General features: G+C 41.0%; 15 protein-coding genes and 2 pseudogenes. 14 read left to right on the forward strand and 3 right to left on the reverse strand.

What is annotated here, in order from left to right; all coding sequences use genetic code 11:
* Positions 1 to 161: 161 nt before the first annotated feature.
* The 8 genes and pseudogenes from OGV79_RS20750 to OGV79_RS21660 form a co-directional block, all read left to right on the forward strand.
* Positions 162 to 902 carry a hypothetical protein gene (locus tag OGV79_RS20750; RefSeq protein WP_233596916.1) on the forward strand — a complete coding sequence of 247 codons (741 nt, stop codon included), beginning with the start codon at positions 162 to 164 and terminating at the stop codon, positions 900 to 902.
* The gene (locus OGV79_RS20755) at positions 881 to 1,045 is read left to right on the forward strand and encodes a helix-turn-helix transcriptional regulator (RefSeq protein ID WP_200076058.1); all 165 of its coding nucleotides are present in this window, start codon (positions 881 to 883) and stop codon (positions 1,043 to 1,045) included. Before OGV79_RS20750 ends, OGV79_RS20755 begins: the two co-directional genes overlap by 22 nt.
* Positions 1,046 to 1,140: 95 nt before the next feature.
* Positions 1,141 to 1,734, forward strand: a complete 594-nt coding sequence (locus OGV79_RS20760; RefSeq protein WP_200076059.1) for a hypothetical protein — start codon at positions 1,141 to 1,143, stop codon at positions 1,732 to 1,734.
* 205 nt (positions 1,735 to 1,939) lie between these two features.
* The gene (locus OGV79_RS20765; protein WP_200076060.1) at positions 1,940 to 2,185 is read left to right on the forward strand and encodes a hypothetical protein; all 246 of its coding nucleotides are present in this window, start codon (positions 1,940 to 1,942) and stop codon (positions 2,183 to 2,185) included.
* Positions 2,186 to 2,660: 475 nt separating this feature from the next.
* The gene (locus OGV79_RS20770; RefSeq protein WP_286468883.1) at positions 2,661 to 3,230 is read left to right on the forward strand and encodes a YagK/YfjJ domain-containing protein; all 570 of its coding nucleotides are present in this window, start codon (positions 2,661 to 2,663) and stop codon (positions 3,228 to 3,230) included.
* A gap of 35 nt (positions 3,231 to 3,265) precedes the next feature.
* Positions 3,266 to 3,499: pseudogene (locus OGV79_RS20775) on the forward strand (hypothetical protein); the annotation flags it as partial.
* Between the two features lie 175 nt (positions 3,500 to 3,674).
* Positions 3,675 to 4,085 carry a putative zinc ribbon protein gene (locus OGV79_RS20780; RefSeq protein WP_200076062.1) on the forward strand — a complete coding sequence of 137 codons (411 nt, stop codon included), beginning with the start codon at positions 3,675 to 3,677 and terminating at the stop codon, positions 4,083 to 4,085.
* 77 nt (positions 4,086 to 4,162) lie between these two features.
* Positions 4,163 to 4,372 (forward strand): annotated as a pseudogene (locus tag OGV79_RS21660) (DUF7828 domain-containing protein); the annotation flags it as partial.
* Positions 4,373 to 4,419: 47 nt separating this feature from the next.
* Here the strand turns inward: OGV79_RS21660 and OGV79_RS20785 are convergent.
* Complete coding sequence (locus OGV79_RS20785) at positions 4,420 to 4,608, reverse strand: hypothetical protein (RefSeq protein WP_200076063.1); 189 nt, start codon at positions 4,606 to 4,608, stop codon at positions 4,420 to 4,422.
* A gap of 356 nt (positions 4,609 to 4,964) precedes the next feature.
* Between OGV79_RS20785 and OGV79_RS20790 the strand changes: the two genes are divergently transcribed.
* Together OGV79_RS20790 and OGV79_RS20795 are read left to right on the forward strand one after the other, a co-directional pair.
* Complete coding sequence (locus OGV79_RS20790; RefSeq protein ID WP_195296448.1) at positions 4,965 to 5,948, forward strand: DGQHR domain-containing protein; 984 nt, start codon at positions 4,965 to 4,967, stop codon at positions 5,946 to 5,948.
* 5 nt (positions 5,949 to 5,953) lie between these two features.
* Positions 5,954 to 6,847: a hypothetical protein gene (locus OGV79_RS20795; RefSeq protein WP_195296447.1), complete on the forward strand. Its 894-nt coding sequence runs from the start codon at positions 5,954 to 5,956 to the stop codon at positions 6,845 to 6,847.
* 107 nt (positions 6,848 to 6,954) lie between these two features.
* Here the strand turns inward: OGV79_RS20795 and dndA are convergent, their stop codons facing one another.
* Positions 6,955 to 8,079, reverse strand: a complete 1,125-nt coding sequence (gene dndA / locus OGV79_RS20800; protein ID WP_195296446.1) for a cysteine desulfurase DndA — start codon at positions 8,077 to 8,079, stop codon at positions 6,955 to 6,957.
* Between the two features lie 129 nt (positions 8,080 to 8,208).
* Between dndA and dndB the strand changes: the two genes are divergently transcribed.
* Genes dndB through dndE form a run of 4 tightly spaced genes read left to right on the forward strand, consistent with a single transcriptional unit; the run spans position 8,209 to position 13,241 of the window.
* Complete coding sequence (gene dndB, locus OGV79_RS20805) at positions 8,209 to 9,288, forward strand: DNA sulfur modification protein DndB (protein ID WP_153258725.1); 1,080 nt, start codon at positions 8,209 to 8,211, stop codon at positions 9,286 to 9,288.
* The gene (gene dndC / locus OGV79_RS20810; RefSeq protein WP_233596918.1) at positions 9,285 to 10,949 is read left to right on the forward strand and encodes a DNA phosphorothioation system sulfurtransferase DndC; all 1,665 of its coding nucleotides are present in this window, start codon (positions 9,285 to 9,287) and stop codon (positions 10,947 to 10,949) included. Before dndB ends, dndC begins: the two co-directional genes overlap by 4 nt.
* Entirely contained in the window at positions 10,939 to 12,897 is a 1,959-nt protein-coding gene (gene dndD / locus OGV79_RS20815) for a DNA sulfur modification protein DndD (protein ID WP_233596921.1), read from the forward strand. The genes dndC and dndD overlap by 11 nt, the downstream gene beginning before the upstream one ends.
* 2 nt (positions 12,898 to 12,899) lie before the next feature.
* Positions 12,900 to 13,241 (forward strand): DNA sulfur modification protein DndE, encoded by a 342-nt coding sequence (gene dndE / locus OGV79_RS20820; protein ID WP_195296444.1) that lies wholly within the window; start codon positions 12,900 to 12,902, stop codon positions 13,239 to 13,241.
* Here the strand turns inward: dndE and OGV79_RS20825 are convergent.
* A complete protein-coding gene (locus OGV79_RS20825; RefSeq protein ID WP_200076065.1) occupies positions 13,238 to 14,173 on the reverse strand; it encodes a hypothetical protein in 936 nt (311 codons plus the stop codon). The two genes, dndE and OGV79_RS20825, sit on opposite strands and share 4 nt — an antisense overlap.

The following is a 14,173-nucleotide window of genomic DNA, read 5'->3' on the forward strand; positions in this document are numbered from 1 at the left end:
TTAACTCAATCATTATATTACCATAATACCTTTTGGCTCTTACCCAATAATAAAATAATTCACTAAACTGATCAGGTTAGTTGTTTTAGCAAAAACATCTCACACCGGTTATCACAATCAACAAGCACACACGCAACCAACAAAACAAAAAGGAACGCCCCATGCCCCCACACAAAATCCGCCAGGAGTGGCTGACGCTGGACGAGGCCGCAGAAGTCATCCAGCAGCACAACATCACATTGCTGCCCGCCGACCTGATCCGCCATGCCCTGCACGGTGATCTGTCGCTCTCGGTCTACTTCCCTTCACCCGTACTTCTGAGACCACTCAATCCCCCTTGCCGCTTTGCCTGCCGATTCAGCAAGCCTCCTTTTCCACCTTCGCAGTGCAACAAACCCGGCAACCGCAAAGTGATGGCGAACTCGCCGCCGTGCAGACGCGACCCGACTCTGCAACTGACCACCAGCCATCTGTGGAATTTGCCCTTAATCGGCCTTGAACGCCTGCTACTCCACCAGCAACTGGCGCAGACGCTGAATCATCCTTGCCCCAATGATACCCACTGCTGCAATCAGATTGGCATTGTGGTCTGCGATGAGAACGACAGCTACTACCAACTCTGTTGCCGCAAATCGTTACGAGAGCTTTTACTGGAACTGCTCGCCACGCAGAACAACCTCCAGGAAGAGTTGCATCTGCTGATTGGCCAGCTGTATGGTAATGGTCGCAATGACCTTAAATCCCGGCTCAATCTGTCCGTCTGCTACCTGCAGGACACGCTGCCTCCTGACGCTCTGTTCGTCATCCGCCGCACTCATCTCGAGGCCTTCCTGACCCGTCATCAGCCAGAATCAAAGGAGCGGAAGACCAGTTCATTGACATGGTATTTATCACTAGCCTGACAGGGCTTACTGATAAATGGTTTTATAAGCTCATCAAAGATGGTGCCTTCCCCAAACCAGTCAAACTGGGACGAAGTTCCCGCTGGTTAAAGAGCGAAGTAGAAAACTGGCTTCAGGAACGTATTAACCAGTCCCGTAAATAACACCACTCTGACCTAACCCCCGGCAAGGAAATAACTATCCGACTCGCTCGGCGGTTTTCTGCTGTCTGCGATTTAAGCCTTAAGGAATATAAACCATGAAAGACTATAAACCTCGTTACGAAGAACTCTATAAATGCTACCAAACCTGGTTGACTGATTTTACGAAGCTGACGGTTAGATCGGGCATGTGTCACCAGAATATCTACCACCATCATACCCTGACGGTTGGCAGCCTTAGGTTTCCGGGAGCGGAAGAGGTTATTGCTATTGTCCCCCAGTACCTGCACCGGATAATTTATGGCAGAGCAGCAGCCCCACTGACTGTTAATGATGACCTGCGCGTCAGTTTATTTACCCAGGAACATCTGCTGGCTCACCATCCAATGCTGGAGGGGATTTTGCTGTCTGAGTGCGTGCGTTTAAAACAACGCCCTCTGGCAAATAAGCTCATCAGTTTGTTCCGCCAGTTCAGCGGTAGCGAGCTGCGTCTGAAGCTGGTCTGGCTGTGCTGGTACGATTTGATGCTGGGGAATTGCCTTGATGACTGGACCGACAACCTCAGGTTCAAAAAAGACAAAGAGATGGATATCTGGATCAATGACCGGCAGGCTGAAAACCCTGCGCTGACCAGCCTGATGGACGAGTACGTCTGCTTTGCGTGGCGAACGACAGCTGAACCACTGAGTTAGGCTTCATCCATCGTCCTGCAAGGGATTTTGGGGGTAATTGGGGAGTGAGAATTAATTTGGGTTAATTAATATTCTTAAGTTGAAGGTACACCCTGTTACATCCCCCTCAGTAACCCTGACTCTTGTCAATAATCTTATCAACGCCTCCCCCTCCGGAGGCTTCATCAAACCTGCGGCTCTCTGCCAGCATGAAAGAATTTATCCTATGCAAAACAAACCAAAATGGGAACCAGACTGGTATCTGAAATCTCTTCTGAACAACCATATCAATGAAATGGTTGCCCGCTACTCCTGCATGCGGGCTCTACGGGTTGCTCTGTTCTATCAGCACCATGCTGCGAAATATCATCTGCAGGATCACCGCCAACTTGAAATGGATCTCCGCATGCTGATGGCGGCAATGATGCAGGTGGACATTGACGTTGGTGATACAGACTTAAGCATCAACTGATGTGATCAGAAATGAATAATTAAGGTTAATTAATATTATTTATAGAAGTCAGTAAGTTATGTCTGTCTTTGCCTCACTGCATACCTGTCTCACTGCCTGTCTCACTGTAAGTCTCCATGTGTAGCTCTGTCGTGCAAACCCATGCCCGGTAGTCGTAATCCAGTCAGCCACCACCGTGTCTGACTGGTAACAATCCGCTCATATCAATGGCCCTCTGCGAAGTCAGTCCTGCACTGACGAATGTTGTTGGTAACAGTTGCCAATGCAGCTTATTGCCTGGAAGGGTATTCGCATGAGATCGAACATCAGTTTATGAAAACAAGATTAACAACAGGCGGGTATACGTCACATGGCGTTGTTACCGCAATTACGGTCTGCTGTTGCCACATCATTCTACCCGATACACCCGATTCCATGGGAGGTGTTCATAAATTACGCCACAACCTTTTCCTTTGACTCAACACGAGGAATTCCAATGAAGCCTTACAACGCCAATCCCAACTACGTCATGAACGGTCCTCTCCTGGAGGACATAAACGCCCACATGGAAGCGATGTTTCAGCGTTTTGCTAAGCTGTTACCCTTCAGGATTGATTTTGCTTACCGGAAAAACACTGCCAGTTTCGGGCATGCCTGTAAACACACTATGTGTACAGAAATCCGTCACCTGCTTGCCGAAACAGAAAACGCCCTGGCAGGTTTTTACTGGGTGATGGAATACACGCCGAAGAAAGGTCTGCATATCCATTTACTCGGTTATCTGAACGGGCAATATCACCAGAACCCTTACCTGCTCTCCCGAACGATGGGGAATATCTGGAAAAGTGCAACCGAAGGAGACGGATACCACTACCTGTGCCGAACTAAAGAGAATTACCCGGTCCGAGTCGACCAGGTTATCCACTATACCGATACCCTCGCAATTAATGCCCTGCGGTATGCCATCAGCTATCTCGCGAAAATTAAACAGAAAGAGGATGGCGTGATTCTGGGGCGAAGTACGGTACCGGAGAAAAGTAACAGGGGCAGGCCGCGGCAGGGCTGAATTACCAGTGTGTGCCCCGCGCCCGACAGCAAAGCCACTGGAGTGATATCACTAACCAGGGAGGCTGGTATCACCGATGTGAGTTTAAAGAACATTGCAATGCCAATATCAACATTCCGGTACGTTACAGCGATTCGGACAGTATCACCAACATCCGGCAGGTACTGGCGTATATGACCAAAATTCAACAAAAAGAGGGGATGCTGTTGTTTGGTTGCAACGAAGTTCCACCCCGCCCACCGACAGGTCGACCACGACGCAATCTCTGAGAGTTTTTTACGTCACAACGCCTTAGTGTGACAACCACCGGACTGTAACGACTGCTAACGCAGACTTACTCCCCTTCTGATACTTCTTAACTGACCCGCCATTCACACCCTGACCACGCTGCCCGGACCGGGACGGCTGACGCCTGCGTGTTGTCTGGCGGCAAGGAACAATACTATGTACGCAAAATCCTTCATGGCTCTTGACGGTAATGGTCGTCTGACCGGTGCCCGTACTGCGCAGACCGCGCCTTACGACCATTATAGCTGCCATCTGTGTGGTAGTGCCCTGCAGTACCATCCTGAATACGACACGGAACGGCCGTGGTTCGAACACCAGACCAACAAACTGACGGAGAATGGTCTACAGCACTGTCCGTATGCCAGGCCGAATCGGAAAAAGACACAACTGATACGGCAACTGCAATCTTATGTACCGGATGTATACCCGCTGGTTATCCAGGCCGACTGGCACTGTAACGGCTGTGACAGGGACTACCCCGGTCAACGCTACTGTCTGACTTGTCGCACCGGAAAGTTCTGCACGGTTGCAGCGCCAGTGACTAGGGAGGGAATATGCGAATACTGAAATGCCACCTCGCCCCGGATGACATAAAACATTACGTAACGGCCAGTTAAGCGGTCTCTGGCTCCAGAGTCTGGAGTGGTGTGTCATACGGCTGTGCACTGATACTGCATGCCGGCTCTTCACAGGAACCAGCCAAGTTCGAACACGACCAGTGTACCGTTGCCAGGAGACAACTGATGGATTGTGTGTATCTGGATCCCGGAGTGAAAGCCGATGAGAAACGACGATCGCTAGCCGTAACTGGCAGCATTTCATGCTACGCTCAGTTTGTCGGAAAGGACACCTGAAGCCCCTGTCGATATGTTTCAGCAGCCTATAACGGAACGAACTACGGTTAATCCGATGCACAAAATAGACCTTCCGTTCGCTGCCCTCGTAACATGCCTGCAGCTCCCAATTCCATTAACGAAGCCGTGCCCGCGCCGGGTCGTTTTGCCAGTACGCCTTGCAACATCGTTTTGTCGAGTCTTAGATTTGTCACCAGTTTCTTCAGCCACAGGATTTCCTCTTCCTGCTGGCGCATGTTCTTCAGTTCTGAGGGCGAAATTCTGCGGTATTTCGTGCGCCATGTTTAGACCGTGGCATCGGAAATACCCTGCTTACAGCAGAATTTCGGTACCGGTGCCACAGTTCGGCCTATTTAAGAACAAAGATAATTTTCTCTTCGGTGAATCGTGATTTCTTCATCGACACCACCTCCACTTTGGGTGTGTAGATCATGCCGTCTTTCTATTGCTAAATGGAGCAGAATTTTGGGTAAGAGTCACCATATTGAGGGCAAGGCCAATCCAGCACATAATCTTGGGAAAGAACGTTGAAATGGACAAAGTTTTTATATTAGTATAAAGAAAATTACATTTTTTAATGAGAACCACTACAATGCAACTTTTAGCATGGAACATAGGAAACGGAGATGTTGATTGTTTTGTAACTGTCATGAATGCCAAGCATCTCTTTAATATCACTGAAGTCTCAAGGGCAGCTGAAAACCCAACGGAAGGTTATCAACGACTACTCAGTGATAAAAGAGCTAAATCGATAGCTGCTTATCTAGATGAGGGAAATATAATCCCAGGTGCTATCATTTTAAGTACCAAAGAAGGATGCAATCTGAACTATGACTCAAAAAACAATTCATTAGATTTTGAAGATTTAGCCAGTAAATTATTTGTGATTGATGGTCAGCATCGTTTATATGGAGCTAGCAAAAGCGAAAAAGATATCTTATTACCAGTTTGTATATTTAGTGGTTTGAATCTGAAACAAGAGGTTCAATACTTCTTAGATATAAACTCTAATCAAGTTGGCGTGCCAAAAACATTACGAATTGAGTTACTGAAGTTTTTGACAGAGCCTGAGTCTAAAGAGTCAGTTTTAGTTCGAATGTTCAGAGAGTTAGGTGATGATATAGCATCTCCATTATACGGGCGGATAGCACCAACTTCATCAGTTATAGGAAAACTCTCCCACGTGCCTTTTCATTCAAGTCTTGAAAAATTAATTGATAGTGGAACATTGAAAAATTTTGATTATGAGAAAAAGAAAACACTTATAACCCATTATTTAAACGCAGCATCCTCTGTTCTCAAGGAAATAGAAGGGAACGATAAACGTTTAGTCACATCCATATTTTTCCAAGCATTATTTTTAATATTTGAAGATGTCTGCTCTTATGCAATAACGTATTATAGAAACTACTCAGAATCCTCTTTTTTTAAAATACTGTTTGGAATAAACAAAATTAATTTTGAAAATCATAGTGGAACAAACTCGCAAAACGTAAAAGCATTAGCTGACGACTTGAGAAATCTAATTGAGTTAAATGTCAGAACTCTTGAAACTCCAGATGATCTATTAGGTTAATAATCATGCTGTCTGAGAAATTATTTAGTAAAACCATAAAATTAATCAGCCAGCATGCTCTTTCTCCACAACCGGGAAAAGAGTATCGTTCCAAGGACACCATCAAGGATATATTACTTGATCCTTTACATGATTTGGTTTTTGAAATAAGCGATCTAAAATCCTTCTCAGTTGAATTGCCTTCAGAAATATATAGGGATGCATTATTTTCAGATTATTATTTTGGGTTAGTAAGAATAAACGAGCAAATAAAAAACTTACAGATCCAAATTGAAAACACTTGTCAAACATCGTGGGTACTCGTTACATCATATTATGCTGCATTTTTTATGGCGACTGAGATCACAAAATTATGTGGCTCATTTATAATAAATTTTTCTGCTGATGATATGAAAGAAATTATCAGAAGATCTTCTAAGCCTTTAAATTCCAGTATCAGTTTAGATGATACTAATTATGGCTACCAAGCCATCTTGAAAAATTCAGAATATGATAAAAGAGTTAAGATGACTTTCCAAAAAAAATCACCTCGAGTTCATGTTGAAGTTTGGAAAAACATTGCAGAAATTGTTAAAAAACTAGATGTGGACGATGATGAACATCAATTTAAAGAGCTTTTTTTAAATATTTGTGATGGAGATGATGACCGCTGGCATAAGCCAAGTAGAATAAGAAATGATTGGAACTATAGATATGCCCATTATTATGGTGATAAAGGTCAAGATTTAGGAGAAGTTTTTTTCAAGAATATTAAAAGCTACAATTCCTCACTCTCGTGGGCTGGAAATCGGACACTTCAACCCCATGACAAAAATATTGTTGCAGGGCTATCCTATATTTATCACGTACTTTACAAAACAATAAATAGTATAAACAGCAGAATATATACCACGTGCTAATTTTAGTAGTTGATGTGGGTAAATAACTTTTATGTATTTACCCTCTGTTTTTATAGTTTGTTAACTTTGATTTTTAATTAGTACTATTCAAATTTGAGTAATGCTAATCAAAGTAATGCCTTGAGTTTTTTTCGTATGTCTTGATATGGAATATTTTGCGTATTCGCGCCAAAAGACACTCGAATAGAGCCATCAATTCGTTCACCATTCAGCCCCATGGCAACCAGCACGTGGGAAGGATTATAACTGCTAGATGTACAGGCAGAACCATTGGAAACTGCTATAATTCCTTTCAATTGAACCATTGCTGCTTCTGAATTAATTCCTGGTATGGAAAAATTTAAAACGTAAGGCGAAGTGTGACTTCCATTGACTATCGCTCCAAATTCCTTAAGATTATTAATAAATTCATTTTTCAGGGTGGTAACATGTTTTATCCATTTGTCGGAATTTATATTTGCCAACTCGCAGGCAAGCCCCAATCCTGCAATCAAAGGAGTGGCTAAGGTCCCTGGTCTTAGTCCTTTTTCCTGACCTCCACCAAAATAAATTGCCGTTAGAGGTGGTTTAATAAAATTGCGCCGCCTCGCTATAAGAGCACCAATGCCCTTTGGAGCATAAAGTTTGTGTCCACTAACACTAATAAAATCAATGCGAGTATTTTCAAGACCAAACGAATATTTACCGAAGCTTTGTGCAGCATCTACATGTAAATAGGCAGCATGTCCAGTTAACAACTGGCACACTTCATCTAATGGCTGGATGGATCCTGTCTCGTTGTTGACGTGCATTATTGATACAAGGATCGTATCTTCTCTTAAAGATGTTTTCAGGTGTTCAGTATCAACTCTGCCTTCAGGGGTGACATCCAGATATGTCACACTGAAGCCAAGCTGTTCCAAGTAAGCAATTGGTTCTAATACTGCTTTATGCTCAATTTTGCTGGTAATAATATGCTTTTTACCACTTTTTTCAGCAAACGCACGCATACCTAATATGGCAATATTGTTGCTTTCTGTCGCACCACTAGTAAAAATTACTTCATTTTTATCAGCATTAGCTACTGTTGCCACCTGAGCCCGTGCATTTTCTACTGCACGTTTTGCATTTACCCCGAATTCATGAGTACGACTACCAGCATTTCCATACTCATCCACCATCATTTTATAAACAAGATCAGCAACTTCTGGAAGTACTGGAGTTGTAGCGTTGTAGTCAAGATATACCGTCATTTGCTTGTTCCTAAAAATCTGCAGACATCACCCAAGGATTTTGCTACTATGCTACTACATGTTCGTACGAACAAATCATTTTTTTCGTTCGAACACCCTATGAGTAAGATTAGGCGAGGACTATCAGTAGTGAGCAATATCGTATCTGGAATCAGTTTTCCCGCCATCCGGGGAATTCAAGCTGGGCACGAGTACTATATCGTGATGTGTCCTCTCAAAAGGCTAAAAAAAATCTTCACGCTTGATGAATCGATGCTTGCAGAGACCGACAAGGCCCAACGAGTTCTAAATCATAGCCGGATTCCGCAAATTGCTCGATATATTCATAGCAATCGACACGATTATACATTCTCGGCCATCACTGCATGTATCGAAGGTAAAACATTTTTTGAGCCCATAGCGCAGGAAGGGCATGGTAGCAAAATAGGCAATCTGGTTGTTGATGAAGATGCCGAGTTTTACTTGACTGATGGTCAGCACCGTAGTGCGGCTATACAACAAGCTTTAGAAGAAGACCCAGCTCTGGGCGATGAGACTATATCAGTTGTTTTTTTTGTGGACAAAAATCTCAAACAACGACAAAAAATCTTTCGTGATTTAAACTTATATCCTATTCCTGCTAATAGATCTATTGCCGTCCTGTACGGCTCCTCGCCTGAAGAAAATCTAACTAATCATGTAGTTGAATACAGTGATTTTTTCAATGGTGTGGTTGAGTTTTCCAGCCGTATCAGCAAACGATCAGCCAAATTCTTTATGCATAGCTCAGTACATGCTGCATGCATGGAATTATGTCCAAATATTACGGAGGAGAGTTGGCAGAAACAAGCTGAAAAGGCCGTAGAATATTGGGATGAGCTGGCGAAAAATTTACCATTATGGCAACAAGCCAAGAATCATCAGATAAAACCAGCAGACAGAGCAAACTACGTTCTGTTTAGCGCTATTTTGCTCAAAAGCTTTGCTATGTTTGGTAAAGAGATACTTGCAGAACACGCCGATTGGAAACAAATGCTCAAAAGCCTTCAAGGACTTAATTGGGCACGAACTAACAAAGTATGGGTAGAGCGTTGCTTTAATAAAGGTCGAATGGATCATAGCGTTTATTCTGCATTACTGACATTGAATGCGTTAAAACAACATCTTCAACTTCCTTTAAATTCAGAACAACAAAAAGCGGAAGATAAATTTTTAGGAACCAAAAAATGAATATGTCAGTAAATAATTCATATTCCGTATTTGAACAGCACGGATTGACAAAAACAATCGCTGATACTATTTCTCACATTAAAAATTTATATTTATCAGATCAAGTGCCATGGGTTATTGGATATAGCGGAGGTAAAGACTCAACAGCTGTTTTACAATTAGTATGGTATGCTCTCTTGGACCTTAAAAAAGAAAATAAGTGCCATAAAGATGTACACGTAATAAGCACTGATACCCTCGTTGAAAACCCTATTGTTGCTATGTGGGTAGAGAAATCATTAGAGCGAATGCTTGAAGCAAAAAATGAACAAGGCATTCCTATTCATCCACATCGCCTTACACCTGCTGTAAAGGATCGATTTTGGGTGAATCTTATTGGCAAAGGTTATCCAGCTCCCCGATATAAATTCCGGTGGTGTACCGATCGACTTAAAATCGCTCCTTCCAACACGTTCATTAACAATTTAGTTGATAAACGAGGTGAAGCTATTTTAGTACTCGGAACAAGAAAAGCGGAAAGTACAACTCGTGCTGCCACTATGGAACATTATGAGAATACTGAAACCAATACTCGTAGAGAAGATGGTCTAACAGCGAATGGCACCCTCGATAGAGTTTGGGTTTATCCTCCTATTGCTGACTGGACCAACGATGATGTATGGATATACCTAAACTCGGTTTCCAACCCTTGGAATTTCCCTAATCAAGATTTAATGGGGATGTATCAAGGAGCTACGGAGGGTGGAGAATGCCCACTGGTAGTAGATAAAAGTACTCAAAGTTGCGGTGATAGCCGTTTTGGCTGTTATGTTTGCACAATGGTTTCAGAAGATAAATCGATGTCCGCGATGATTGCCAATGATGAGGAAAAGGAATGGATGTACCCGCTGTTAGCGCTTCGTAATGAAATTGATATTAACGATAGCGATCACGGGAAGAAACTTGATAAACTACGCCGCGACAAATCTCGACGAGACTTTCGTCGAATGAATGGTACGTTAACAGTTCATGTCACAAAACATGGAGCGGATATTGTTCCCGGGCCGTATATACAAAGTTTTCGAGAGTCACTTTTAGAAAAAGTATTACAAGCACAAATAGCAGTACAAAAGATGGGACCAACAGAAGTCCAAGATCTGGAGTTATTACCCTTAGAAGAATTAGAAGAAATACGACGTATTTGGCTGGAGGAAAAACTGGAGGTAGAGGATTCTCTTCCACTTATTTATGAAAAATTAATGGGTAAACCTTATCCAGGAGTACGTCGTGCCCACCATCCAATTTTGAATAAAACAGTATTAGATAAACTCAAAACCTTCTGCAAAACAAATGATGACGATGAAGGTTTGATGTATCAACAAATACGAGCCGCCATGGCCATTGCCAACAAACACAAAAGCCAATTAAGACGAGCTAATCTAGCTTCTGAGTTAACTGAAAGTCTTGAAAAAGGTGCATTTTCTTCAATGGATGAAGCTAAAGTTTTTGCCCTTGAGCGAAAAAGATTAGAGCTTCAAATAAAACATGACAATTCACCTAATTTGTCTACTAAAGAAAAAGAATTCATCAATGAGCAGATTTCTATTATATCTCGTTCTCTTAAAGAAAAAGGTTATAGTTCTCTGCTGATTGAAACAGAGGTTATCAGTGATGATATTTAATAAATTATATATTAAAAATTTTGGTATTTATCAAGGTGAGCATTCAATTAATCTTAATGTAGAACAGGACAAGCCCATTATTCTAATGGGGGCATTAAATGGTGGAGGAAAGACTACATTTCTCGATGCTATACAGCTAGTTTTATATGGAAAACATGCTCGTTGCTCTAACCGGGCAGGGACTGCTTATGGCTCATTCTTGCAAAGTTGTAAGAATCGTTTCGCACGTCCAGATGAAGAGGTACAATTAAGCTTAACATTTACGCATCGGACAGAAAACCGAACAAATCGCTACGAAATTGAACGTACTTGGAAAATAACTGGTTCAGAAACAAGAGATAAAATCAAAGTATATGTAGATGATAAACATGATGAACATCTAACCCAGAATTGGGATGAATTCGTTAACGAATTCATCCCAATTACTTTATCTGATTTATTCTTTTTTGATGGCGAGAAGATTGAAAATCTTGCACATCCACAACGCTCGTCTGAACTTGTCAGAACAGGCATCGAGAGTTTATTAGGGCTTGACTTACTTTCTCAACTACAGATTGACCTCATGCAGGTACATAAAAAAAAGCGCGTTTCAAATATTGATGAGCATGTTATTGAAAAAGTACAGATCTGTGAGTCCGAAATAGAGAAAGCGGATAAAGAAATATCACAATTAAAAAAACATATAGCCGAAATTGAACTTAATATAAGCAGCACAAATATTGCTATTAATAGAGCGAGACAGTCAGCACGTAATGCGGGGGCTCACCTGATTGAGAATCGTGATCAAATTAAGTTTGATCTTGGTGCTATTGAAGCAAAGTTAAATATAAATAACCTCGAGCAGGTTAAATTATCAGCAGGTGTTGGCCCGCTCGGATTAGTAAAGGATTTAATCCAGGAAACAAAAAAACAAATAAATTTAGAAGCGCTCGCCACACAAGCTAGGATACTAGAAAAAAGTATTGGTATTTACAATGAGAAAATTATACATGCATTAATCGCATGTAACTCCTCTAAAAAAACCATTACTCATGTAAATAAAATAATCGCTGAGGAAACACAAGCGCGACGTGAAACCGCTAACGTAAAGTGTTATTTAAATAGTGACATTAGTATATTTAATGGGTTAGAAGAACGTATTACTCGAGAAGAAAATCATCGTGATTCCTTGCAAAAAAAAGCAAAAAAATTACTTGAACAGCAAGCTGTTTTACAAAGACAGCTTGATACCGTACCGGATTACGAATCAGTTCATCATTTAATCGCTGAGTTAGCCAAGCAAGAATTATCCCTTAAAAATTTAGTGTTACAACTAGAAAATAAAAACAAATTACTTGAGCAAGCAGTTTCAAGAAAAGATATTTTATCTCAACGCTATACAAATTTATTGGCACAACAAAATAAAGATACTTTTGAACAGAAACGAGCGATTCAAGTAAGCAATCATATTGAAAAAATGAAGACAACATTGCAGCAATTTGGTGAGTTGTTGATAAGTGAAAATATCAAATGCTTACAGAATTTAGTGAGACACAAATTTAATGCATTAGGTCGTAAATCACAACTCATAAGTGAATTGCAGATTTGTCCTGTAAGCTTCAATATCACACTGTATGATTCGATGGGAAGAACTATCGAACCATCAAAGCTCTCTGCCGGTGAACGTCAGCTATTATCCATTGCAATATTATGGGGATTGGCAGAAGCTTCTGGTAAAGAATTACCAACGGTAATTGATACCCCGTTAAGCAGATTAGATGGTAAACATCGTAGCAATTTAGTTAAAAACTATTTTCCAAAAGCTGGACCTCAAGTAATTCTGTTATCAACAGATGAGGAGATTATAAATGACTATTATCAAGAAGTTAAACCTTATATAAGCCATGAGTATCATATTAGCTATAGCGAACAAGATAAATCATCAAGTTTCAAAGAAGGATACTTCTAATTATGCAACCTATCGATGTGATTCGTCTATCAGAAAAACAGAAACAGCAGCTAATTACCCTTAAGCGTAAAACAGGCATTGATAACTGGAACGTGTTATGCCGCTGGGCACTCTGTACATCTTTAGCAGATCCGACCATACCACCGAAGGAAAATATTCCTTCGGATAGTAATGTTGAAATGACATGGAGAACCTTTGGTGGTGAGTATTATGAAATATATAATGCCATATGCATAATGGCGTTTAAAAAACAAAATATCGAAAATAGTTTTTTATCCTTTTTAAAGTGCCATATTTCTCGAGGTTTATCGTATCTTTTGAAAGAGAACAATTTAATAATTTAGTTTTCATATAACGACCTTTTTACATATCTCCCGACTAATGAGGATGCATGATGTTGACAAACAACTTGCATACTCATGGGGGTAAGTAATTTTGAGTCACCCAGCGAAGACCTGACTGTGAGCTCAGAATTGTTGATGTTATTTAAACAGCCATCTACCTCACATTTTCTTCGCATCCCAATTAATCTAACAACCCAGTAATAATATCTTTTTGGAAATAACTGGGTTGATATATCTGCTCTAGTTCCAGTACTAAATCCACTAATATGATTGCTTTTTACTTTATTAGCCCATCCACAAATTAACCTATAGTTTTGAATATCATCACCTCCGCCCATGGAAAATGGATACAGATGATCGACCTCTATAGTTAAATCACGTGCTATTAATCCCATAGGTTTATATTTATCTATAAATACAGGTAGTTTTATATCTCTCATCTCCCCTTTTTTGGCTGTGAAATTGTGTATTGCCTCATCAGAAAACTGATAACCTGTTAACCAGCATCTTGGCCTGGGGCCATAAATGCTTAATAAATCATATTTTACTTGTTGTGTTATGCTTGCCCTTTTTGCCCTTAATCGATTCAGTTGCTCAACTCGATTAAAGACCACTCTACTTATGGCTATCACAATGTCCTTTTTATCACTACTTGATATTTGTTTTCCAACCAGCTCACTAATCGTTTGATTTATATCACTTAGTATTACTGGAAAGCTGATATCATCTTTTATGTTTCTTTCATCAATAAACTGCTCAATAATCCATTTTGACCACTCCCGGATTATTTCACCATGCATCATATCTCGTCTAACCCCCATAAGTAAATCCGGGGGTTTAATGTTTGCTATTTCTTTTTGCATATCCCAATCCCAAGCCCCCTCAGGATTAAGAACACTACTCTGAATTTGCTTAATAGTACTCAATGCCAT

It is taken from the genome of Citrobacter sp. CK185, assembly GCF_030333565.1.
GTDB lineage: Bacteria > Pseudomonadota > Gammaproteobacteria > Enterobacterales > Enterobacteriaceae > Citrobacter_B > Citrobacter_B koseri.